General features: G+C 68.8%; 17 protein-coding genes. 13 read left to right on the top strand and 4 right to left on the bottom strand.

Features of this window, described 5'->3' with window-relative positions; all coding sequences use genetic code 11:
• The first annotated feature begins 31 nt into the window (after nt 1–31).
• From OG912_RS20290 to OG912_RS20275, 4 genes are all read left to right on the top strand, one after another.
• Nucleotides 32–2,254 carry an MMPL family transporter gene (locus OG912_RS20290; protein ID WP_327710589.1) on the top strand — a complete coding sequence of 741 codons (2,223 nt, stop codon included), beginning with the start codon at nt 32–34 and terminating at the stop codon, nt 2,252–2,254.
• A gap of 1,027 nt (nt 2,255–3,281) precedes the next feature.
• Nucleotides 3,282–3,467 (top strand): hypothetical protein, encoded by a 186-nt coding sequence (locus OG912_RS20285; RefSeq protein WP_327710588.1) that lies wholly within the window; start codon nt 3,282–3,284, stop codon nt 3,465–3,467.
• A 223-nt stretch (nt 3,468–3,690) separates the two neighbouring features.
• Nucleotides 3,691–5,208 carry a S1 RNA-binding domain-containing protein gene (locus tag OG912_RS20280; RefSeq protein ID WP_327710587.1) on the top strand — a complete coding sequence of 506 codons (1,518 nt, stop codon included), beginning with the start codon at nt 3,691–3,693 and terminating at the stop codon, nt 5,206–5,208.
• Between the two features lie 686 nt (nt 5,209–5,894).
• Nucleotides 5,895–6,119: a hypothetical protein gene (locus OG912_RS20275; protein ID WP_327710586.1), complete on the top strand. Its 225-nt coding sequence runs from the start codon at nt 5,895–5,897 to the stop codon at nt 6,117–6,119.
• Between the two features lie 418 nt (nt 6,120–6,537).
• Here OG912_RS20275 and OG912_RS20270 read toward each other — a convergent pair whose 3' ends face one another.
• Nucleotides 6,538–6,888 carry a hypothetical protein gene (locus OG912_RS20270; RefSeq protein WP_327710585.1) on the bottom strand — a complete coding sequence of 117 codons (351 nt, stop codon included), beginning with the start codon at nt 6,886–6,888 and terminating at the stop codon, nt 6,538–6,540.
• Between the two features lie 286 nt (nt 6,889–7,174).
• On the opposite strand from OG912_RS20270, the gene OG912_RS20265 reads away from it, so the two are divergent.
• From OG912_RS20265 to OG912_RS20240, 6 genes are all read left to right on the top strand, one after another.
• Nucleotides 7,175–8,326 (top strand): ISAs1 family transposase, encoded by a 1,152-nt coding sequence (locus tag OG912_RS20265; protein ID WP_327710584.1) that lies wholly within the window; start codon nt 7,175–7,177, stop codon nt 8,324–8,326.
• Between the two features lie 59 nt (nt 8,327–8,385).
• Nucleotides 8,386–8,694 (top strand): hypothetical protein, encoded by a 309-nt coding sequence (locus OG912_RS20260; protein WP_327710583.1) that lies wholly within the window; start codon nt 8,386–8,388, stop codon nt 8,692–8,694.
• Nucleotides 8,695–8,965: 271 nt separating this feature from the next.
• Complete coding sequence (locus tag OG912_RS20255; protein ID WP_326736776.1) at nt 8,966–9,190, top strand: cold-shock protein; 225 nt, start codon at nt 8,966–8,968, stop codon at nt 9,188–9,190.
• A gap of 654 nt (nt 9,191–9,844) precedes the next feature.
• The gene (locus tag OG912_RS20250; protein WP_327710582.1) at nt 9,845–10,216 is read left to right on the top strand and encodes a hypothetical protein; all 372 of its coding nucleotides are present in this window, start codon (nt 9,845–9,847) and stop codon (nt 10,214–10,216) included.
• A gap of 120 nt (nt 10,217–10,336) precedes the next feature.
• Nucleotides 10,337–13,054, top strand: coding sequence for an FG-GAP-like repeat-containing protein (locus tag OG912_RS20245; protein WP_327710581.1), 2,718 nt, complete (start codon nt 10,337–10,339; stop codon nt 13,052–13,054).
• Nucleotides 13,055–13,335: 281 nt separating this feature from the next.
• Entirely contained in the window at nt 13,336–14,934 is a 1,599-nt protein-coding gene (locus tag OG912_RS20240; RefSeq protein ID WP_327710580.1) for a glycosyltransferase family 39 protein, read from the top strand.
• A gap of 7 nt (nt 14,935–14,941) precedes the next feature.
• Here OG912_RS20240 and OG912_RS20235 read toward each other — a convergent pair whose 3' ends face one another.
• From OG912_RS20235 to OG912_RS20225, 3 genes are all read right to left on the bottom strand, one after another.
• Nucleotides 14,942–15,835, bottom strand: coding sequence for an adhesin (locus OG912_RS20235; protein ID WP_327710579.1), 894 nt, complete (start codon nt 15,833–15,835; stop codon nt 14,942–14,944).
• Between the two features lie 147 nt (nt 15,836–15,982).
• Nucleotides 15,983–17,836 carry an MFS transporter gene (locus tag OG912_RS20230; RefSeq protein ID WP_443060999.1) on the bottom strand — a complete coding sequence of 618 codons (1,854 nt, stop codon included), beginning with the start codon at nt 17,834–17,836 and terminating at the stop codon, nt 15,983–15,985.
• Between the two features lie 258 nt (nt 17,837–18,094).
• On the bottom strand, nt 18,095–20,692 hold the full coding sequence (locus OG912_RS20225; RefSeq protein ID WP_443060998.1) for a serine hydrolase: 2,598 nt from the start codon (nt 20,690–20,692) through the stop codon (nt 18,095–18,097).
• A gap of 164 nt (nt 20,693–20,856) precedes the next feature.
• Between OG912_RS20225 and OG912_RS20220 the strand changes: the two genes are divergently transcribed.
• From OG912_RS20220 to OG912_RS20210, 3 genes are all read left to right on the top strand, one after another.
• Entirely contained in the window at nt 20,857–21,579 is a 723-nt protein-coding gene (locus OG912_RS20220) for a GOLPH3/VPS74 family protein (RefSeq protein WP_326736782.1), read from the top strand.
• A 255-nt stretch (nt 21,580–21,834) separates the two neighbouring features.
• Nucleotides 21,835–22,704, top strand: a complete 870-nt coding sequence (locus OG912_RS20215) for a helix-turn-helix domain-containing protein (protein WP_327710577.1) — start codon at nt 21,835–21,837, stop codon at nt 22,702–22,704.
• 243 nt (nt 22,705–22,947) lie between these two features.
• Nucleotides 22,948–23,154, top strand: coding sequence for a DUF397 domain-containing protein (locus OG912_RS20210; RefSeq protein ID WP_326736784.1), 207 nt, complete (start codon nt 22,948–22,950; stop codon nt 23,152–23,154).
• Nucleotides 23,155–23,256 lie beyond the last annotated feature (102 nt).

Raw genomic sequence — 23,256 nt, 5'->3', positions numbered from 1 at the left:
GCACCTTCCTTCCCTACGGAGTCACACCCTCATGGCAACTTTCCTGCACAGGATCGGCCGGTTCGCCTTCCGGCGGCGCTGGCTGGTCGTCCTCCTGTGGGCCGTCATCCTGGGCGCCGTCGGCGCCGGCGCGGCCGGCACCTCCGGTTCGGCCAATTCGAGCTTCACCCTGCCCGGTACGGAGTCCCAGCGCGCCTTCGACCTCCTCGGCGAGAAGTTCCCGGCCGCCAACGCCGAAGGCGCGTCCGCTCGCGTCGTACTCCGGGCCCCCGACGGCCAGAAGATCAGCAGTGCCGAAAACAGGGCAGCAGCCGAAGCGGCCCTGACGGACCTCAAGAACTCCTCTTCCCGCATCGGCCAGGTCAGCGATCCCTTCGCCACCAAGGCGGTGAGCGCGGACGGCACCACCGCCTACGCCCAGGTCAACTACACCGCTGCCGCAGCGGACCTGACCGACGCCGACCACATCGGCATCGACGACGCACTGGACGTCGGCCGCGACGAAGGGCTGACGGTCGAGGCATCCGGTGACGCGCTCGCGGCCCCGGAGGGAGGCCACTCCGCGGAGGCGATCGGCTTCGCCCTAGCCGCCGTCATCATGGTCATGACCTTCGGGTCCCTCATCGCCGCCGGCCTCCCCCTGATCACTGCCGTCGTGGGCGTCGGCGTCAGCACCACGGCCATCACGGCGGTGAGCGCGATCTTCGATCTCAACAGCAACACCTCGGCGCTCGCCTCGATGCTCGGTATCGCCGTCGGGATCGACTACGCGCTGTTCATCGTCTCCCGCTACCGCTCGGAACGGGCGGACGGGTACGACGCGAAGGAGGCCGCGGCCCGGGCCAACGGCACCGCCGGTTCAGCCGTCGTCTTCGCCGGCGTGACCGTCGTCATCGCCCTCGCCGGCCTGGCCGTGGTCAACCTGCCCATGCTCACCGCCATGGGCCTGGCCGCCGCCGGAGCTGTCGTCGTCTCCGTGCTCGTGGCCGTCACCCTCGTGCCGGCGCTGCTGGGATTCGCCGGGGAGCGGGTCCTGGGCAAAGCCCGTAAGAAGTCCGCGCGCATCCCGGCACCGACCGCGGCCCCCAGGGCGACGCTCGGCAACCGCTGGATCGCCTTCGTGCTGCGCAGGCCGGTCAAGGTCCTCGTGCTCGCGGTCGTCGCTCTCGGCGTCGTCGCCCTGCCCGCCACGCAGCTCAAGCTCGGACTGCCGGACGACGGCTCCAAGCCCGCCTCCTCAACACAGCGCAAGGCGTACGACATCCTGGCCGACTCCTTCGGCCCCGGCTTCAACGGCCCGCTGACCCTGACCGTCGACGACCGGAGCCCTGACACCGCCCGCAGTACCGCCGCCGGCATGAGCAAGGCCGTCGCCGATCTCCCGGACGTGGCGTCCGTGTCACCCGCCGCCTTCAACGAGGCCGGCGACACCGCCATCATCACGGTGATCCCCAAGAGCGGACCGAGCAGCGACGCCACCAAGGAACTCGTCGGCGACATCCGTTCGCTGGCCGCCGACACCGAGTCGTCCAGCGGCGCCCGGTCCATGGTGACCGGCTCCACCGCACTGAACATCGACATCTCCGACAAGTTCAGCGCAGCGATCTTTCCCTATCTGACGCTCGTCGTCGGCTTGGCGATCCTCGTACTGATCCTGGTCTTCCGCTCCCTCATGGTCCCCGTGAAGGCAGCGCTCGGCTTCCTCCTGTCGGTCCTGGCCGCGCTCGGTGCGCTCGTCGCCGTCTTCCAGTGGGGCTGGCTCAAGGACCTGGTCGGCCTCGAACAGACCGGCCCGGTCATGAGCCTCATGCCGATTCTCATGGTGGGCATCGTGTTCGGCCTCGCGATGGACTACCAGGTGTTCCTGGTGACGCGTATGCGTGAGGCGTACGTCCACGGAGCCGACGCCCGCACCGCGATCGAGACCGGCTTCAAGCACAGCTCGAAGGTCGTCACGGCCGCAGCCCTCATCATGATCTCCGTGTTCGCCGGCTTCGTCGGAGGCGACGACGCCATGATCAAGTCGCTCGGCTTCGGCCTCGCGATCGCCGTGGCCTTCGACGCCTTCGTCGTCCGCATGACGATCGTGCCCGCCGCCCTGGCCCTCCTCGGCCGGCACGCGTGGTCGCTGCCCGCCTGGATCGACCGCATCCTGCCCAACGTCGACATCGAAGGCGAAAAGCTCGCCCGGCACACATCGGACGAAGGCCATCAGGTCAGGGACACGACGCCGCAGTACACCAGCCAGTACTGACCCCACCCGGGTTCGCTGCTCGGCGACGGGCCTGGAAGTCCGATCGGCCGTGCCCATGCAGCGAGCCCACACTCCCGTTGATGCGTGCGCGATGCGTGAGCGGACGGTCCGGCACAAGGTGTCAACGAGCAGGCTCGAGTACGAAGCCGTGTGGTGCCGGCCAGGCAGGGCGGCACCACACGGCAGGCTCGGGCACCACCCGGCAGAGATCCGATCCCACTCCTAAAGCGGGTGTCGCAGGTTCGAATCCTGCCGGGGGCACAAGCGAGAAGGCCCCGGACCGATCATGGTCCGGGGTCTTTGGGTTGGGGATGTGCTGCGCGCGGGAGATCGTACGAGGGGAAGACTCGGACGTGGTACTACCAAGCGGGACGCTGATCCCGGCGGTCACTCCGGGTTTGCTCAGGCAGGTTGCGGCCTTGGTCCGTCCGGAGCAGGTATCCCGGGTTTGGCGGAAACTCCTCGGTGGGCGGCGCCGGTTGGTGGAATCGCTCCGTACGCGGGAGAGGCACTTCCACCAACCTGCCGTCATGCATCATCCAACGGCCGAAACACTCGTCGTCCTGGTCGTGAATCAATACCTGCACGCTTTCCGGGTTCGGCCATGGCAGTGACTCCAAGTGCCGCAGCAGCCCGGACCGTGATCTCATCCGTTCGAACTCTGTGGCCCAACCGATGCCGAACGAACCACCCACTGGCTCTCCACCAGCTCATGCCGGAGTATTGCCACGCCCTCCGAGGCACGTGCAATCGATTTCGAGCGTCAGATGGAGGGGAAGATTGGACGTCGACAAACCGGGACGAAGGATGATTTTCACTGACCGATCGGTCTAGGGCTACGGATCGACAGATCCCCGTGCCCGAACCGGATCACCCTCAGCCTGTACGGCGCATCCGCTGAGTCCCTACGACGGGCTGACCCGCCGCAAGGGCGCGTAACGGATGTCCCTCGAGGGTCTGAACCACCGCCCGAGTCGACGGCGATCTGCCCGACTTCCTGCGGGTGCTCGCCGATGGCTTCGGGCCGATGGAAGCCGCACTGAACGAGGAACCTGAGGCTCCCCACGACGCAGCGCTAGCCGATCTTGCCGAGCGGCACGCAACCACCCCGCGCAAGCCCGCTCGGGAGGTCATCACTGAGGCGCAGGATGAGTTCGCGACCTTGGTCGAGGACCTCGACGAACTCTGCCGCTTACCAGGACGGATTGACTGAGTTCGGTTCGGTCTTGCCGCTGGTGCACCCAAACGATCAACACAGCGCCAACGCGCAGTGCTGAGAGCCTCGGTGGTCTGTTCGGTAACCAGAGCCATCCGTACACTCGCGGCAATGTACGACTCCATCCGCTACACACCGGGCCCTCTCAATAAGCAGGACTGCACCGCCTCCCGAGGGCCGGCTCACCCAGTCGCAGGCCGCCCCATTGGCGGGCAGTGACGTGCTGCCGTACGTCTACCGGATCACCAAGTACGATCCCGCCGACCGCGACGAGCACGGCAGCTACATCGGCGCCACCGAGGCCATCAGCGACCACGGGCCGGTAGAGGACGCGTATCTGCAGGCGGTGGCCGCCTTCGCCGCAGGTGCCGGGATCGACCAGCTGACCATCCGGGAACCCCAGGCCCCAGGCCTTTTCCACTTCGGCCTGGAGCCGGCAGTGTCCGGCCACGGTCTGACGGGCATCTTCCCGCCGGACCTCACCGGCTACCACGACGGGGCAACGGTGCCCGTTGCCATCGGCCTGGAACTGGTCCGGGCAATGCTTCGCGACGACGGTGCCTGGTGCCGCCTGGAGGTGGAAGGCACCTTCGCCGTACATGTCGGGTGGGACCAATACGTCTACGTGGGCACCAGCACGCCACCTGATCGAGCGGTGGCCCGCACCCGAACCCTTGGACTGTTCCCGGAACGCATGGACGCCTCTCCCTACGACGCGGCTTTCGACGAGGGGGAGGGCGAGCAGCGCCCCGCCGACGACGACTTCTGGGCACAACTGCGCTTGTCCATCGCCATGGGCAGTGCTGCGATCTTGGAAGAGTGCTATATCAGCACCGCGTCGCGCTGGCACCGCCTCGCAAGCGACACGGTGGACGCAGTGTGCGCTCGGCTCACACCCCGCGCCCGGTTGACCGTCTGGCCGGACCTGTCCCCGGACGTCGACACGGTCCTTGCCGGCCTCCCCGACGAAGGCCTGGTAGAAGTCGTCTGGGAGGACGAGAACGGGCAGATCACCAGCACGGTCGCCGACGAGACCCAGTTCGCCGAACTGGCCGAACATGTCAACGGCGCCCGTGCCGCGACCGTCCTGTCCCTCGACACCGATCAGCGCCACCCGCTGTTCACCGCAGTCCTGCCCGACAGCGACGGTGTGCTGCGGGCCCGGTGGCGGACCGAGCCGACGCCGAGCGACCGGCATTGGGCCATCCTGAAGACCCTTCGCAGCGGCCAGATTTGCACCGGAACGGTGATCGAGATCGCCAGTTTCGGCGTCACGTTCGTGGATATCGGCGGCTTCACCGCGATGATCAATATCCCCGAACTGTCCTGGCGATACATCGACCGCCCCTCTGATGTTGTGACTGTCGGCCAGGAGATAACTGTCGAGATCCTCGGCGTCGACATGGCGTGGCAGCGGGTACAGCTCTCGCTGAAGTCTCTACAAGAGGATCCAATGGGGGAACTCGTCCAACAGGTCGGTCAGATCATCACTGGCCCTGTCACGAAGCTCGTACCGTTCGGTGCCTTCGTCCGCATCGAGGACCGGGACGACGGCTTCGAGGGCCTGGTGCACATCTCCGAACTCGCCGAGAGGCATGTGGAAAGACCCGAAGACGTCGTCCAAGTCGGCGACGCCCTCACTGTGAAGATTCTCGTAGTCGACCCCGCACGGCGCCGGATCCTCCTGTCACATACACAGACACTTGCAGCCGACAGCAGCGGAGCAGATCCCCGCTGATCGTCCAGTCGCTGCCCACCGAAACAGATTCAGCGCGCATGAGGCCGGGAAACCCCACGAACCCATGAGAACTATGGAGGGGTGTTTTCCCAAGTCAGGCACACCGGGGACGACGCTTACGCGGTTCACCGCCTTGAGTAGGGAAACCTCCCTGACCTGGCGTTTCTCCCTCGGAGAGGAATCTTGCTCGGCCTCGGACCTCTCGTCCGAGGCCGTTTGCGTGTGCCGGCGTCGCGGCCCCGTGACGGAGGTCGTGGAGCCGGGCCGGCGGACGAACAGGCCGCGGTCGGAACCTTCGCCAGCGGGTTGCCGTCAGATCACCTGCCTCTGGCCCCGTGCTGTTACCCTCCCCACCGGTTCCGGGAAGGTCCGATGCGAGGTAGGGGGAACACAACGTGGCTGCTCGGGTGAGATGGGCTCTTGGAGTGCTCGCAGTGTCGGTGGCCCTGCCGCTGGCGGGTTGCGGCGGTTCCGACGGCACAGCGAGCGTTGGTGGGGGTATCGAGCGACACACGGCTGCGATCCAGGCCGCTCGGGCCTATCAACAGGCCCAGTTGGACCACGATTGGGAGGCCGCCTGCGAGGCCCGGACCGAACGCCTGCGGCGGAGTTGGGGGATGGCGACTGTCGCCGAGTGCGTCGAAGTCACCAGGGCACCCAAACCTGGGAACAACCGAGACACGCGGGTGAGCACCAGTGAGGCGTTCGAGGTCCCGGCCTTCGGTCCGCACCCGGCGGGAATCGGACTGAGGATGACCGTGGACTCCAAGCGACTCGCCATGGCCATTCACTCCGCGCTGCGGCTCGTTCCTGACGAACGAGGCACCTGGCTCGTCGATCAGGCGGTCAACCTCGACGAGACCCAGGGCACGGACTCCAAGGCTGTTCGCACAGCGCTGGAGAGGAAGTGAGCTAGGGTCCTCCGTTTGGATCAGGCCACATCAGTGGAGCGGGGTCTCGACGCCGGAGGGGGTCGGCGGTACCTGGTGCCCATGGTCGACGGGAAGCGGTTGGCGTCGCTGATGCTCAGCGCTTCCTCTTTCAGCTGGAGAACAAGACCACCGCGACTCCGGTGCGCTTCGTGCCTTTCGTACGTGTGCTGGACTTGCCCGCGAATCAATCCTGAACTCCCGCCCCAGGCCTCGCTGTACGGCAGGGCTGATTCAAAGTCCTGGTGATCAAGCCCGTCGGCTGGTCAGAGGGCATCCAGGAGGTCGATCCTGGGGGAAGGATCGACTCAGGTGGGGTGGAGGCCGGGCAGCGACTCAGCGGGCACATCCGCTGGGGGCTGACCCCATAATGCTTCGCAGCCCGGACCCGGTGCGGCCGTCAGTCCTCGGTCGGGGTGCCCTGGTGCTCGTGCCCGGTATCGAAGTAGTGGTCCAGATACGCTTCCTTGCCGAGGGGACTGTCGCGCAAGAGCGAGAAGACCTCGTCGCCGTCGTCCGGCCGTCCTGCCGTGGCCAGGCGATAGCACTGGGCCATCTCCAGGTAACGATGGCCGTTTTCCCCGGCATAGGTTCGTGCCTCGTCCTCGGCCCTGGCGATGGCCTGGTCCATCGAGACGGCCTGCCACAACGTCAGGCGCTCCTCGTACGGTGCGCCCTCCCAGGCATCCCACTGGAACACGCAGCGCACCGCATACCAGGACGTCTCGTCTGCCATGTCCGCGGCTGTCATGGTGATCTCCTTGAATGACACACCGCGATGGGCATGGTCGACCGGGTGCCCAAGACCTGGACAACCGACGATCCTCACCGCCGTGGCCCGTCCCTGCAAGCGAATACTTGCTGTTCAGGCGCCGTCTGCATGGTCGCGAGGCGGCAGCACCTGCCCAGGGCCCAGGTGATCATGTGAAGCTGCAGGCAAGCGGCACGTGGCCCGTTGCTGGCAGACCGCCACGAAAGCAACGGAACTCCGGTTGGCCCAGGTGACCGCCAAGTCGCCCACGCCAGCCGGAGTTTCGATGTGCCGCCAGTCTGCCACCGTCTGTCTGACCAAGACTCCGACACGCGCCGAGCGCGGGGCCGGAACGCTGATGGGGCGACTGGTCGCACTTCCCGACCCGCGTGGCCGTCGAGGCCGGCGGCACTCCCTGGTCAGTGTGCCGTTGCTGGCCGCCGCGGCGGTGCTGGCCGGGGCGTGCTCCTATGCCGCGATCGGGCAGTGGGCCGCCTCCGCTCCCCAGCACACGCTGGTCCGCCTCGGCGCCCGTACCGTCGGCCTGCTCGGCGTGCGGGTAGCACCCAGCACCGCCACGATCCGCCGCGTGATCTCGTTGGTCTGCCCCGGCGGCCTGGCCGAGCTGACCGGCGCGGATCCAGACGGTGCCTCTTCGCTGGCCGTGGACGGCAAAGCGGCGCGGGGCTCACGGCACGACCAGGAACTGGCAGCTCACCTGCTCGCGGCGGTAACCGGCAGCGGGCAGACGATCGGACAACTGCGGGTGCCGGACCGCACCAACGAGATCACCTGCTTCGCTGCACTTTTGGCCCCGTTCGACCTGCACGAGGTAACGGTGACCGCCGACGCGCTCCACACTCAGCGCGCCCACGCCAGGTTCCTGGTCGAACAGAAGCAGGCGCACTACCTGCTGGTCGTAAAGGCCAACCAGCCGGCGCTGTTCGCGGCACTGCGGTCACTGCCCTGGCCCAAAGTGAGCGCCCGCCACTACCAGCGCGGACGCGGGCACGGTCGCCGAGAGACCCGCGCGGTGCGCGCGCTCACCATCACCGACTTGGGCCTGGACTTCCCCCACGCAGTCCAAGCCGCCCGGATCACCCGCTACCGAACCGACATAAAGACAGGAAGGCTGTCCCGACAAACCGTCTACGTGCTCACCGACCTGACGCACCAGCAGGCATCACCTCAACGCATCGGGGAACTCGCCCGCGCACAGTGGACCATCGAGAACCGACTCCACTTCGTCCGCGACACCGCCTACCGCGAGGACGCCTCCAAGGTCCGCACCGGACACGGACCAGAGAACATGGCCGCCCTGCGCAACCTGGCGATCAACACCCTCCGAGATCACGGCCACCACAGCATCGCCGCCGGACTCCGCCACCTCTCCTACGAGCCCTTCACCCGCCCCCTGGACCTCCTGCAGATCCCGTGACCTGCAGCGCAGAAAGATCACCAAGACTTTGAATCAACCCTGCGCTGTACGGTGACCGCATGGACGAGGAACCGGTGACAGTCAGGCTCACGCGCGATGAAGCGTTCGTGCTCTCCCACTGGCTCCACGAAGTGATGATGGAGTCCGACAAGCTCGGTGCGATCGTCCCGGACCGCGCTGTCTGGTCGGGGATCTACAGAATCTCCGGCACGCTGGAAACGACGCTGGCTGAGATCTTCATGCCTGACTACGACAGCCGCCTGGATCAAGCGCGGCAACGTCTGCTCGACGCCACGAGTGGCGGCGAGGAAGAGGAGCAGAGCGGGAGCGCCTCAGGAGCGCCGTCCGGCGATGACATCAGCGGCTGACACCACCACTCCTGGCCTCTGGCGAACACCGCAGGACGCATGCGACGGATTGGCACAGCGCGAGTCAAGCAGCGCTTGACCGGGCCATTGAGGCGCCCCGAACTCACAGGGAACGGCGGGGACTCGGACGTAGATCTGCGGATCCGCGGATCCGCAGAAACGTATACCGCTCCGCCGCAGATCAGTGCAGTCTTCTCCCCGAGAAAGGCCAAGCTTCCCAAGCCGAGGTACCGAGCATGCCGGCGCAGACGAAGCCCGTAGAGTGCCGCCCATGGTGACTGCGACGGTCCGCGAGTGGAGCGATGAGGAAGGGTGGGGTGTACTCGACTCCCCCGAGACCCCCGGCGGCTGCTTCGGCCACTACGCCGAGATTCAGCTGACCGGCTTCCGCACCCTGTCGCCCGGACAACAGGTCGACCTCACCTGGGAAGCCCCTGGCTTCAAACAGGACGGGTACGACTACCGCGCCGTGAGTATCGTGCCGCGGCCCGCCTGACATCCTCGCCTGACATCAACGGCGGCGCACAGCCACGGAGGCCAGTATGCAGACGGTCGTTCTGGGCCCCTGGGGGGACGTGACGATTTATGCGCCCCATGACAGCGTGCCCACCCAGCCGGGTCTCGCCATCCCCGACGCGCTGCGGCACAACGATCGCTTTCGGCTCGCTCTGCTGCATGTGAGACGGTCGGGCTCGCTCTTGCCCTATATCGCGGTCTGGCCCGAACTGTCAGAACTGCCCGACGCAGCAAGCAGTGCTCCTCCGTGGACCCTCGACGAGTTGTCCGGAGTGATGCTCACCGAATGGGGACGTGGCTGGCGGTGCCAAGTGTGCGAGGGGCTGGTGGACTCACTTCAAGCAGCCACCCTCCCCTTCTTCGGTGACCAGCTCCACCACCATCGGTGGGCAACTCACTGCCCCCATTGCCGAGCACACGTAGACCGGGCGAGGCTGCATGCGGCAATGCTCTGGCCGACGAACCAGAGAATTGCGCACCGTTCAACCGGCTAAAGTGCCACGATGACGAAACATTCCTTCTCGTGGGCCCGGGAGACCATACAGTGAATCGCCAGATCACCCTGGTGGATCTTCCGGTGACTTTCGCGCGGCCCCTCCGCCTGGTCACTTACATCATCGGCCACAGTCAGCTTTTGCTCAGAGGCCAACAGGACACCGAACAGGGACATTCGACGACGCTGGAAGTGCTCTTCAAGAACGTCAGCGCCCTGTCGGTACGGGACCACTATCCCTCGTTGACCATGCGCGAAGCATCCGGCGAGGAAGAAGAGGAACTGCGCGGAGCGGTTCCGGGCCCCTGGTACGACGCGCGGGCCTTCGTCCTGGGTGAGAAGTTGTTGGGCGGCTTCGTAGTCGCCGGCAACGTGTGCTGGGGCGAGTCCTCCGCTCCGGAGACGTACGGCAGCTTCCTCGTCCCTGAGTACGACCTTCCACGCTTCAACCCCGACGAACCGCTCCCGTCCGAGCCTAGGACGATCAACACGCCCTTCCCTCGACGCCGGTAAACGGTGTTCGGCCCGGCCTCAGGTGTGACACTCCTCGACCCACGGACGCTGGACAGTTCAGAACATCAATAGAACCTGTGGTGCTCACGTGACCGCGAACGGAAACAATGGGGTGGGGCATTGAGCCCGCGCACAAAGCACGCGTACAAACCGCTGAGCCTGAAGAGACGGGCCTGGCTGACCATCGGCGCCGTCGTCCTGGGTGGGGCCGGGGCCACGGCCTACGCCGTCGCCGGGCCGGCCGGCAACGGACCGGCGAGTGACCACAAGGGGCGCGCCGCGGCCGTTCGTACGGTCAAGCTCGCCGGTCAGGGTGCCGGACGCAAGGGGCTGCCGAAGCAGGACACCGCGCAGTTCAGCGCCGCGCTGCTGACCTGGTCGGACCCGGACGTCAAGCTCAGGGGGACTGCCCAGATCCGGTCGAAGGAGGCCGGGACCGGCGAGTGGTCGGGCTGGCAGGCCCTGCCGGACGATCCCTTCTCCGCCGACGGCAAGGAGGCCGAGGACGCGGCCACCCGCGGCGGTACCGCCTCGGTGTGGACCGGGCCGTCGGACGGCGTCGAGGTGCGGGTGGTGGCCGCCGACGGCTCCGCCACCGCTCTCCCGTCCGGCATGGACGTGAAGCTCCTCGACCCGGGCACCGACCCGAAGAGCGCCGCGAAGCCCGTCGCGTATACGCAGGACGTCACGCCGACGCCGACGGACACGGCCACGGCTACCGACACCGCGACGCCGCCGCCGCCGAGTGACTCAGCGTCCCCGGCGGACACCGCCTCGCCGGGCGACACCGCTTCGCCCAGCGTCACCCCCAGCACGTCGCCGAGCACCACCCCCAGCGAACCGCCCACGGCCTCCCCGTCTCCGACGGTCCCGGCGCCCCTCCCCTCCACCGTCGTCAAGCCGCCGGTCATCACCCAGGCCGAGTGGGGTGCCTCCACGGACTACGACGGCACGCCCTCGTACGGCCAGGAGATCAAGGCCGCCGTCGTCCACCACACCGGCGTCGACCAGGACAACGCGGTCCCGTGCAGCCAGTCGAAGGCCCGGATGCGCACCATCCAGCAGGAGCACTTCGCCCGCGGCTACTACGACATCGGCTACAACTTCGTCGTCGACCGCTGCGGCCAGATCTTCGAGGGCCGCAGCGGCGGCATGGACCTCCCCGTGGTCGGCGCCCACGACGTCGGCTTCAACACGAACACGGTCGGCATCTCCTACATCGGCAACACGATGACGCTGAAGCCGACCCGGGCCGGCCTGGAGGCCATCTCCCGTGTCGTCGCCTGGAAGTTCGGCATGTACGGCATCAACCCGACCTCCAACGTGACTCTGGTGTCCGGTTCGCCGCTCGGCCAGGACGGCAACAAGGTCGCCCAGGGCGCCTCGATCACGCTGCCCCGGGTCTTCGGACACCGTGACACCAACACCACGCTCTGCCCCGGCGATGCGCTGTACACCAAGCTGTCGCAGATCCGTACTCTCGCTGCCACGCCGGGCATCTCGCATGCCCTCACCCGCACGGACTTCAACGGTGACGGTGTGACCGACCTGGTCGCCGGAACCCCGAAGACGGGCAGCAGCGCAGGTTCGTTCACGGTCGTCCCGGGCGGGGACAGCGGCCCGGTCGCCTCCGCCAAGAAGATCATCGATCAGAACAGCGCCGGCGTCCCCGGCAGCAGCGAAGCCGGGGACCTCTTCGGTACGTCCAACGCCTACGGCGACGTGAACGGCGACGGGTACGGCGACCTGGTCATCGGCTCGCCCGGCGAGGACGACACCAGCGGCCACGCCGACTCGGGCTTCGTCTCCGTGATGTACGGCCCCGCGCTCAACACCGGCACCTCGTACGGGACCGCCACCGCGACCCGCGCCGCCGGTGAGAAGCTCGGCACCTCCGTCGCCACGGGTGACTTCAACGCGGACGGCATGGCCGACGTCTTCTCGGTCGCGCCCGGCAAGCCCGGCCGCTGGTGGTCGTACGACTCCAAGTCCGGCGCGGCCAAGTCGGGATACCTGAACACCACCGCCTACACCGCGGCCGTCGCCTACGCGGCCGTCGCCACCGGTGACTTCAACCGGGACGGCTACGCGGATGCCGCCGTCAACTTCCGTGACCCGACCGGCATTTCCCGCCTGCTGTGGCTGAAGGGCTCGCCCACCGGCCTGCAGCGCGTCGGAATCCTCACCGCGAAGGGCGGCCGCTCCCTCGCCGCCGGTGACGTCAACGGCGACGGCATCGACGACCTGGTCGTCGGCCGGCCGGGCACGACCGAGTCGGGCTCGACGGCCAAGGGCGGCACGGTCGCTCTGGTCAAGGGCACGACGACCGGCCTCACTTCGACCGGTGTGATCGCTCTCGGGCAGGACTCCACCGGCGTGCCGGGTACCGGTGAGACGGGCGACGACCTCGGCGCCTCCGTCGCCGTCGGCGACTACAACCTGGACGGCTACGCGGACGTCCTGGCCGGAGCCCCGAACGAGGACATCGCCCGTGGCGGTGTGAGCCGGGTCGACGCCGGTACGGTCATCCTCTTCAAGGGGACCTCCGCCGGCATCTCCGGCACCGGCTCCGTCGCGTACAGCCAGGACACGGCCGACGTCAGCGGCGACACCGAGTCCGGCGACCGGCTCGGGTCCTCCGTCCTCCTCCAGGACCTGTCCGGCTACGGCCGTGCGGACCTGGCGATCGGCGCGGACGGCGAGAACGCCGGCGACGGCGTCTTCCTCCAGATGGACAGCGGCAGCGCGGGCGTCTCCCCCAAGAGCACGCTCTACTACGGCCGTTCCAACCTCGGCACCCCGGCAGCGGCCCACGTCGGCCAGACGCTGACGCCGTAGGAGTTCGGGCACGACAGGAGGGGCCGGTACCCAGCGAGGACTGCTGGGTACCGGCCCCTCCGCATGTCACGGGCCGGGAGGACTACACCTGCCGGGCGAAGGACCCTGCGCCGTAGTCCCTGCGGTGGACCCCCGGGGTCGCCGGCGCAGGTGACGACCTCGACAAGGCTGCCGCCTAGCGTGTTTCAGGTGATCGGGATCGTCCGGCGACCGCCCGGCATTCCGGTGGTCCCCTTCGCGCCGAGCAGAGGTTCGCCATGCCTGGAACTCCTGAAACTGTCATGTTCAGAACACGTGCATTCGCCATCCCGCCCCGGGCAGAGGTGCCGTCCGGAACACGACACCGTGCGGGATGGGTCGCGGCCGGGCCTGCGGCCCTCACCCTCCTTCTCGGCCTGTGGGGCATCACGCGCGAGAACAGCATGTGGCGCGACGAGGCGGCGACATGGGAAGCGGCCCACCGAACCATCCCCGAAACCGTGCACATGCTGGACCGGATCGATGTCGTCCACGGCCTCTACTACCTCTTCATGCACGGGGTGTTCGCGATCGCCGGGGACAGCCTCGTCACCCTGCGCCTGCCGTCCGTGCTGGCCATGGCAGGCGCCGCCGCCCTGGTCTCCCTCCTGGGCTCCCGGCTGGCCGGCCGCTGCACGGGACTGGCCTGCGGGCTGGCCTTCGCCCTGATCCCCGCGTTCCAGCAGTACGCGCAGGAGGGTCGCCCCTACGCCCTGGTGACGGCCTGTACGGCCCTGGCCTGCCTGCTCCTGGTCGCGGCGGTGGAGAGCCCGGGTGCGGGGCGCTGGACGGCGTACGGCGTGACCGTGCTGGTCGCGGCACTGCTCAACTGGTTCTCGCTCCTGATGCTGTGCGCCCACGCGGCAACGATCGTCCTGGGCCGCCCGCCGCGCGGCACCGTGGTGCGCTGGGGCATCGCCTCGTCCTGCGCCGTGATCGGCACGCTCCCCCTCGTGGTGGCGAGCGGGACGCAGTCGCAACAGGTCGCCTGGATCCGCCCCGTCAGCCCGAGCACGCTGTACGGCCTCCTGCTCACGCTGGCCGCAGGCGCCCTCTGCGCAGGGGCCATACGACCGGGAGAGCGCCTCCGCACACCCATACGGCCGGGAGAGCGCCGCCGCACACCCCGCCGCACACCCCGCCGCACACCCCGCGGCACGCGACTCCCGCTCACCGCGGTCGCCCTGCCCCTGCTCGTACTTCCCCCGCTCGTCCTGCTCGCGGCCTCCCTGGCCCATCCCGTCTACCTCACCCGCTACGTCCTGTTCCACCACATCGGGCTCGCCCTGCTCATCGGCGGAGCCTGCCACGCGCTCGCGCTCCGGCTGCGCGCCTCTCCCCGCCGGACGATCGTCGGGGTCATGGCTCTCGCCTTTGCCGGGCTGCTTCCCGTCCAGCTCTCCCTGCGCAGCGCGAACAGCCGGGTCGACGACGTGCTGGCCACGGCCGAGAGCGTCGCCGCCGTCCGCGAGACAGGTGACGCGGTGCTGTACATCCCCGCGGCACGCCGCGACACCGCCCTTGTCTCCCCCACCGCTTTCACCGGGACCAGAGACCTGGCCCTGGTCCGGAGCCCGGCGGAGTCCGGCACCCTGGGCGGCGTGGAGCGTGGCCCGGAGCAGATAGCCGCCGCGATGCGCGCCGTACGGCGGATCGTCGTCGTCAGTGACGCGGGGGCCCCGCCCGCCACCACGGATCGCGACCGGGCCAAACAGCGCGTACTGAAGGCCTACTTCGTCCGCTGCTCCGCGACCACCGCGCGCGGCCGCCAGGTCACGGTGTACCTCCGCCGCCACGACCGCGGCGGCTGTGGCCCCGCCGGCCGCGGCACCGAGCCGCCCCACGCCGGCCAACGACCCTGATGCCGCCTCAGCGGCAGGCGGCCTTCAGCTGCGCCGCCGCATGATGCGCGCCCACCAGCTCCATGCTGCCCCAGTCCCGGCCCCGGTCGATCAGCTGGACCGCGAAGGTCTCGCCCTTGACCGGGTAGCTGCGCACCTCGACCGCGGTGCCCCGGTGCGCGGTCTGGCGTACGGCGAAGCCCGTGTACGCGGAGTCCGCGTCTGCGGGGTCGGAGAGCACCCGGTAGACGGTGGGATTCCCGGCGACATCCCGGTCGCGGTCCGAGCGCGGGACGAAGACGGTCAGCGCGCACTCACGGAATCCGGACCCCAGGTGCCAGGACCAGGTGGCGGTGTTGCCGCGGTCCTCGTCCGGGCTGCCGGACATCGGGACGGCGCTGAACCGGCCGTCGCACGAGCCGTCGTGGAAGCCGCCCGAGGCGACCGTGTACCAGCCCGCGTCACCGTTCTCGAAGCGCCCGAGCTCGCGGTACTCCCCCGTCGAGCAGCCGGGGCCCGCCCACGCCGTGTAGCGGTAGGGCGACGGGGGCGCCGGTGCTGGTGCGGACGGGCGGCGGCTGCCGGGCTCCGACGGTGTCGCGGCCGGTGAGGACGCGGGTGCGGGTGCGGTGGTGACCGTTCCGGCGTCCGAGGGGCTGATCCTGGTGGGAGCGCCGCCCACCCGGTCACCGGCCCCGGCGCCCGCGCGGCCGGCCGCCCCGACACGGGTCTCGCCGCCCGCCGACGCGAGGAGCGACACGGCCGTGACCAGGGAGCCGGCCAGCACCACGACGCCCGCCGCCAGCCAGGCCCTACGGCTCCCCGGCAGGGTGGATATCCGGCCCGCGAGCGTCTCCCGGGCGATCCACGTACCGTCCCCGCCGCCCGTACGCCTCACACCGACGCAGTCGGGACAGCGCATCCCGGGCAGCGCACCACGCCGTTCACCGCCGCACTGTTGGCACCTCATGGCAGCACACCATGCCAGTGCCGCCTCCCCGCAGGGAGAGCTCGTACGGAATTGGCCCGGCCGGTCCCCGTACCGCTGCGCGGGGACCGGCGGCAGGCGTCAGCGCAGTTCGTCCGGGCACGGCGTCCCGGGCGACAGCTGGTAGGGAGCACCGAGCCGGTACACGCCGGGGCGCGGGGCGAGCAGTTCGGTCCACTCGTCGCCGTGCTCGTCCTCCTCCACCTTGATCAGGCAGCCGTTCGTGTTCACGAACGACTTCGGGGTGTCCTTGTCCGCACGCTGCTTGGACGCCTCGGTCTCCTGCGGCCGCTCCAGGCTGTTGCCCTCGTCGTCGACGACGGCGAGCCAGCGCGAGAACGGGATACGGATCAGCACCCGGCCCGCCTTCTTCACATGGATGGTCAGCTCCTCGGCACTGGCCTCGTCCACCGTCGCCGGCGGATCGGCCATCGGCACGGGGCTGTCGACCGCGAAGAGCCGCCAGTTCTCGTCGGACCAGATCGCCTTGAGGTACGGCAGCCCGTTGCCGACCAGCTCCGCCTCCTGGACGGCGCCGCTGGAGTCCGGGTCGCCCGTGGGCAGCACCACGTAGTGCACGGCCCAGCGGTCGAGCCACTGGCGGTAGTTGACGGCGTCCAGGGTGTCGTCGTAGAAGAGCGGATTGCGCTCCATGTCGGCCTGCCGGTTCCAGCCGCGCGCCAGATTGACGTACGGCAGCATCGCGGCCGCCTCCCGGTGGCTGCTCGGGGGGACCACCTCGACCCGGCCCCGGTCCGCACCGACCTGCTGGAGCTGATCGACCATCGGAGCCAGCGCACGCGCCCACGACGCGGTGGGCGCGGTCTTGACGATGTCGTCGACGCCCTTGAAGCCGATCCAGAAGTTCAGCCCGGCGAACGCGAGGACCAGCGCGTACCACTTACGGGAGCGGGGCACGGTGTACGGCAGCGCGGCAAGCAGCACGACTCCGGCGAACAGCATCGCCATCCGCGAGACGTTCGAGCCGATCTGCGAGTCGATCACATAGGTCAGCAGTGTCCCGATGCCGTACACGGCGGCCGCGGTGCGCACCGTCTTCCAGTCGGCCGGCACCAGGAAGAAGACGAGAACGGCGAAGATGAACGGCCCCGACAGCGTCGCGATCGACATCGGCTGGGTACCGGAGAACGGGAACAGCCACGCGGACAGCGCCACCACGACGACCGGCGCCAGCCCCAGGGCGTACGCGCCGGGGCGCCGCTTGTTCAGGAACAGCGCGGCCGCGATCACCCCGAGGAAGAGCCCGGCCACCGGGCTGCCCGCCGTCGCGAGCGCGGCCAGCGGTGCGGCCACGGCCGCCTTCGCCCAGCGCTTGTACCGCCAGCGGTGGGGCCAGCAGAAGACCGCCGCCGTCGCACCGACCGCGAACATCATGCCGAGCCCGAACGTCACCCGGCCCGACAGCGCGTTGCACAGATACGCGAAGACACCCGCCATCGAGCAGGCCAGCGGATTGCGCACCGCCTTCACCCGGTACAGGATCAGCGAGGTCAGCCCCGCCGAGACCGTCCCGGCGATCATCATCGTCGAACGGACGCCGAGCAGCGACATCAGATACGGCGAGACGACGCTGTACGAGACGGGGTGCATGCCCCCGTACCAGGCCAGGTTGTACGCGGTCCCGGGATGCCGGCCGACGAACTCGGCCCAGGCGTCCTGAGCCGCGATGTCACCGCCGCTGTTGGCGAAGAAGAGGAACCAGAGGATGTGGACGGCCGCCGCCACGGCGGTCGTCAGCAGCACGGGGTGCCGCAGACATCGCTGCTTGAGGCCGTCGAAATGCCCGGTGAAGCGAGGAGTTCCGTCCGGTCCGTTCCGTAGATCCGGTCCGTCCGGTCCGTCTGCCCCGCTGTCGCTCCTCACGGAGCTTGCGGGATCCGTACTGCCCGCCCGTGTCGGCTCGGCCGTGGTCACTGCGACTCTCCCCGTCCCTCCCCGGACGCGTTGGAACCGCCGGCTTGCCTGCTCGGGTCTCATGGGCGGGAAGACGCGTTCCAGGGTCCACGCGTTGCCCCCGGGACGCTAACACGCACATTCTCGTCGCCGCCCCGAATAAGGCCCGCGAGGGCCCGTGAGGTGGCTCGCACCTCCGCAGCGCACCGGACGGCGACGGTGCCCTGCGGAAGCGGATCCCGCAGGGCACCTCAGGTGCGCACCGGCCTGTGCGGAGCCTCAGCCGATCCGGGTCAGCTTCTGGCCGAAGGCCGGGTCCTTCAGATCCTCCTGGAGGGCGACCGGGGCGCTGACCTTGCCGGGGCCCGTCCCCACCGTCACCACGCCGACCTTCGTGCCCGCCTTCATGCTGCGCGAGATCTCCTCGCCGTTGCCCTGCACGGACAGCTCGACCTTGAGGCCCGGCCAGCCCTTCGCCTTGAGGTCACCGGTCGCGACCAGCGGAGTGCGGCCGCCGAAGCCGTCGTCGACGTATCCGACGACATCGCCCTTCTTCACGACCGTGGCGGACGTCACGGCCTTCTGTGCGTCCTGGATCAGCTTGAGGCTGTTGTTCAGCGACATCACCAGGCTGTCGTACGGCTGCCCGGTGCCCGCCTGCTGCCCCATGACCGCACCGTAGATCCAGAGCTTCTTGCCGTCCACGACCGTGTTGGCCGACCAGACGAGGTTGCCGCCGGCCGGCGTGGAGGAGCCGGTCTTGATGCCGCTCACACCCGGCTGCAGCAGGATCGAGTTGTTGTTGTAGATCGTCCCGTCGACGCCCTCGATCTGGATCTGCGGAGTGTCCACGATCTCCCGGAGCACCTCGTTCTGCATCACGGCCCTGGCCAGCTTCAGCTGGTCGACAGCGGTGGAGACCGTCGTCTTCTTCAGACCGCTCGGGTCCGTGTACGTGGTGCCGGTCATCCCGAGGTCCTTGGCCGCGGCGTTCATCTTCGCGACGAACTCGGTCTCGGAGGAGTCCCAGCGGGCGAAGAGGCGCGCGGCGTTGTTCCCGGAGGGGATCATCAGGAGTTGCAGCAGCTGCTTCTCGGTGAACTGCTGCCCCTTGCTGATCGGCGCGGTGGACTCGTCATCGAGCTTGGACTCGTCCTCGGCCTGCTGATCGACGGTGATCTTCTCGCCCTGCTCCTTGCCGGTGAGCGGGTGCTCCTTGAGCACCACGTACGCCGTCATGATCTTGGCGACGCTGGCGATGGGCGCCGGCTTCTGCGCCCCCGCCGAACCGAGCGAGCCGACACCGTCCACGGTGACCGCCGACTGCCCCTGCTCCGGCCAGGAGAGGTTCAGATCGCCGCCCTTGAAGGTGTACGACGACTCCGCCGTCATCGTGAGCACGGGGGTCGGCAACGGACGCACCATCTGCACGATCGCAAACACGATCAGCAGCAGGAGGACCAGCGGGGTCCAGATCTTGACCCGGCGCACGGCCGTGCGGACCGGGGTCTCCGCCGGCGGCGGGGTGTTCGTCAGCTCGGCCAGCAGATCGAGCGGCGGCCTGGGCGGCATCGGCTGCTGCCGGGTCCGCTCGGCGCCGCTGAGCGACGCGTCGGGCTGCTGCCGACCGGCACCGGCTGCGGGTTCAGGTGCGGGTGCCTCCGGCGCGCGGGGGGCGGGGGGTGCGGGGGCCGGGCGTACGTCGTCCGCCCGCAACGGGACGAACTTGCTGGTCCGCTCGGCAGGGGACTCCGGCCGGGCCCCGGTCCCGGGCTTCGACTCCGCCGGTGGCGGGGTGATCTTCAGCGCGGTCGTGGGCTGGTCGACGCGGGGCAGCTTCGGCGCCTTGAAGACGGCCGTCGCCTGATCGATTCCGCGCTCGTCCTCGGCGGGCTGCGCCGCGTCGTCGGATTCGCCGGAGTCGGAGTCGCCGGAATCGCCTGACTCGTCGGACTCGTCGGACTCGTCGGACTCGTCGACAGAGGAATCCTCGGCAGGGGACTCGTCAGCAGGCTGCTCGTCGCCACCGTCCGGCTCCGCAGCGGAGGCATCGTCGGACTCGGGAGCGGACTCGGGAGCGGACTCGGACCCGGCATCGAGCTCAGGCTCGGCACGGGGCGCATCACTCTTCCCGTCGCCCTTCGCCTCGTCGCTCTTGGACACCCATGCGGCAACGGCTGCACGCAACCGCGCGTCGCCCCCCTCGGGCTCGGCAGCCGGATCGGGCTCGGCAGCCTCCTCGGGCTCGACAGCCTCCTCGGGCTCGACAGCCTCCTCGGGCTCAGCAGCCCCCTCGGGCTCAGCAGCCCCCTCGGGCTCAGCAGCCTCCTCGGGCTCAGCGGGCTCGGGCTCCTCGGACGCGGCAGGCTCGTCGGCACCGGCGGGCTCTGCCCCCTCCACGGGCTCCGCAGGCTCCACCGGCCCCTCGGACGCCTCGGGGGCCTCCACGGCGCCCAGATCGGCCACAGAGGCCTCCACCGGGCCCTCAGGGCCTTCCTCGGGGCCTTCCTCGGGCTCCTGAGCGGTCACCTCATCGGTCTCGGCGGAGCCACTCGAAGCGGCCTCGTCGACCGCGTCACCCTCGACGACACCGGCATCCGCATCCGCATCCGCCGCACCCTCGTCCACGGCACCGCTCTCGGCCCCATCCTCGGCACCGCCCTCGGCGTCCTCCGCCTCCGGCGCGGACCGCTGCGTGCGGAAAACAGCCGTCGCCGTGTCCACACCGCCTCCGGACTCCGCCGGAGAGGCGGGTTCGCGGAACACGGCAAGCCGCGGATCGGCCTCGCTCCGAGTCGTTCCCGACGACTTCTGCTGCTCCGACTTGTCGGGGGACTCGCCCGCCACCGATGCCTCCTCCATGCGGCGCGGGGACATCCCCGCGCTGTCCGAACCGTCTACCAGTGTCCCGTGTGAACCCATGTCCGGGCTGCTAGACGAGAACGACATACCTACTGGTTCCCGTACAAAGCACCCAGGCACCCTCGACAGACAGATGTGAGAGGGGTCACCCTGTCACTCATCCACGCGGGGAGGCATGGATGGGCAGGAGCCGCAGAACAATTCCGGAGGAGCTTTTGCTGCTCGCTCTGGACCCGACCACGGGTACCACAGCGCAGCCGCAGTCGCTCGACCTCGGCCTGGCCGGGGCCCAGCTAGTAGAGCTGGCTCTGGCAGGACGGATAGCCCCTGATGGGGATCGTATCGCCGTGGTGATGCCACGGCCGACAGGAGATCCGACTCTGGACTCCGCACTGGAACTGCTGCGCAGACGCGGCAGCCCGGTCCGGGCCGTCCACTGGATCGGCGGACCCCGGCTGGGGCTCCGCCAGATTTACCTCGCTCATCTGGAGCGGTGCGGCATGGTGCATGCCGTGGCGGGCCAGATGTGCGGAGTGCTGCCGACGACTCGCTACCAGGCGACGGACACGGCAATCAGCCGGGACATCAGAACCAGGCTGGACAGTGCGATCCGCACCGGCGTACCGCCGGACCCGCGGACCGCGGCGCTCGCCGCACTGGCCCACGCGGTCGGACTCGGCAAGCACTTGTACCCCGGGAACGAGGGGCGCTCCTCGCGCTCCCGGCTCCGGGACCTGATCAGACATGACCCCATGGGCGGTCTCGTGGCGCATGCCGTGATGGACGTCCAGAACGGGGCGGTCGCACAACCGCGCCGCAACCAGGCGGCCGGAGTTCCGTTGCAACAGCAAGTGCAGTCGCAGTCACGCCGCGACAGCATGGCGCACACCGCGGTCCACTAGGGCCGCACGGGCGTCGACGCAGCACCCGCACCACCCAGCACCACTTGCACCGCAACGCACCACCGCAACAACCGAATACCGCCGCACCGTCGTCCCCAAGACCCGGTTCGGGAGCCGCACCAAGCGCGGGGCAGCCGGTACCACCGGCTGCCCCGCGCCGCTGCGTGTGGCCGTTTCCCAGCGCGGCCGGGGGCACGGGTGGCAATCTGCTGAGCAGTAGATACGCACAGCTACATAGCCGGAGGTGCCGTTTCCGTGCCGTCCAACGTCAATCCCACCGTCAGGCGACGCCGGTTGGGTCAGGAATTGCGCCGACTCCGCGAGATCAAGGGCATGACGGCCGAGGAGGTCGCGGAGCGGCTGCTGGTCTCGCAGTCCAAGATCAGCCGCCTGGAGAACGGCCGCCGCTCCATCAGCCAGCGCGACGTACGCGATCTCTGCGGGGTGTACGAGGTCGAGGACGTCCGGGTCGTCGACTCGCTCATGCAGATGGCCAAGGACTCCCGCCAGCAGGGCTGGTGGCATGCCTTCGGCGACATCCCGTACAGCGTCTACATCGGCCTGGAGACCGATGCCGAGTCACTGCGGGTGTACGAACCCCAGGTGATCCCCGGCCTGCTGCAGACCCGGCAGTACGCCGAGGCGCTGATCAACGGCGCGCTTCCGGAGGCCCCGCAGTCGGACATCGACAAGCGCGTCAGCGTCCGTTCGCGCCGCCAGGACCGGATCACCGCTCCCGAGCACCCGCTGCGGCTGTGGGCGGTCATCGACGAGTCCGCGCTGCGCCGGCTGGTCGGCGGCAAGCAGGCGATGATCGAACAGCTGGAGCGTCTGGTGGAGCTGTCGCACCTGCCGCACGTGACCGTCCAGGTGCTGCCGTTCGACATGGGGGCACACCCGGGCATCAACGGGCAGTACGCCATTCTGGAATTCCCGGACGCCGCGGATTCCAGCGTGGTCTATATCGAGGGCGTCACCAGCGACCTCTATCTGGAGAAGGCGAATGACGTGCAGCGCTACAGCGTCATGTACGAGCACCTGCGGGCCCAGGCGCTGAATGTGGAACAGACCCGGCATTTCATCGACGGGATCGCGAAGGAGTACACCCGCCTGAACGCAACGTGAACTCCGGCCGTACGGGCGGGTGAACCAACTGGCCCGCAAAGTCCGGTATGCGAGAAATAAAGCGATGTTACGGGTGAGGCGACGGCACGGTACACCGTCGCCACCTCGCAGCGGAAGACCTGCATGGTATATACCATCCGGTCGAGTGAACGGCCCCTCCACTCAAGGAGCTTGGCGAGTAGCGTCGATCACGCCAACGGGAATTCCGCTGGCGCTCACACAACTCTCTGAACCGGAGTGAACATGGCCATTCGTCAGGGTGCTACGGAAAACTGGACGAAGTCGTCGTATTCCGGGGGCAACGGCGCCTGCGTCGAAGTCAAGTCCCCTCTCGTGCAGGCGATTGCCGTACGTGACTCGAAGGCCCCCGAAGGCCCTTCGCTCACCTTCGTCCCCGGCGCGTGGACCGCATTCGTGCGTGATGTGGCCGAGGGCTCCATCAACGCCTGACCGATGTTGCCCTTACCTCGCATTGCCGCACCACTTCAGGTGCTGCCGGTAGCCCTCTCGTCCGGCTCGCCGTCCTGGCCGAGAGGGTCCTCCGCGCACATC

It is taken from the genome of Streptomyces sp. NBC_00464, from assembly GCF_036013915.1.
Classification (GTDB): Bacteria; Actinomycetota; Actinomycetes; order Streptomycetales; family Streptomycetaceae; genus Streptomyces.
Note: the sequence above shows the minus strand (reverse complement) of the source record. Positions and strands in the feature narration are given on the sequence as shown.

Excerpts from the sequence above, each read along its gene's own strand:
- OG912_RS20260 (WP_327710583.1), top strand. The coding sequence starts at position 8,386 with ATGGACGAGGAACCGGTGACAGTCAGGCTCACGCGCGATGAAGCGTTC.
- OG912_RS20240 (WP_327710580.1), top strand. The coding sequence starts at position 13,336 with ATGTTCAGAACACGTGCATTCGCCATCCCGCCCCGGGCAGAGGTGCCG.
- OG912_RS20290 (WP_327710589.1), top strand. The coding sequence starts at position 32 with ATGGCAACTTTCCTGCACAGGATCGGCCGGTTCGCCTTCCGGCGGCGC.
- OG912_RS20265 (WP_327710584.1), top strand. The coding sequence starts at position 7,175 with ATGTGCCGCCAGTCTGCCACCGTCTGTCTGACCAAGACTCCGACACGC.
- OG912_RS20225 (WP_443060998.1), bottom strand. The coding sequence starts at position 20,692 with ATGTCCCCGCGCCGCATGGAGGAGGCATCGGTGGCGGGCGAGTCCCCC.
- OG912_RS20270 (WP_327710585.1), bottom strand. The coding sequence starts at position 6,888 with ATGACAGCCGCGGACATGGCAGACGAGACGTCCTGGTATGCGGTGCGC.
- OG912_RS20235 (WP_327710579.1), bottom strand. The coding sequence starts at position 15,835 with ATGCGCTGTCCCGACTGCGTCGGTGTGAGGCGTACGGGCGGCGGGGAC.
- OG912_RS20285 (WP_327710588.1), top strand. The coding sequence starts at position 3,282 with ATGGAAGCCGCACTGAACGAGGAACCTGAGGCTCCCCACGACGCAGCG.
- OG912_RS20220 (WP_326736782.1), top strand. The coding sequence starts at position 20,857 with ATGGGCAGGAGCCGCAGAACAATTCCGGAGGAGCTTTTGCTGCTCGCT.
- OG912_RS20255 (WP_326736776.1), top strand. The coding sequence starts at position 8,966 with ATGGTGACTGCGACGGTCCGCGAGTGGAGCGATGAGGAAGGGTGGGGT.
- OG912_RS20210 (WP_326736784.1), top strand. The coding sequence starts at position 22,948 with ATGGCCATTCGTCAGGGTGCTACGGAAAACTGGACGAAGTCGTCGTAT.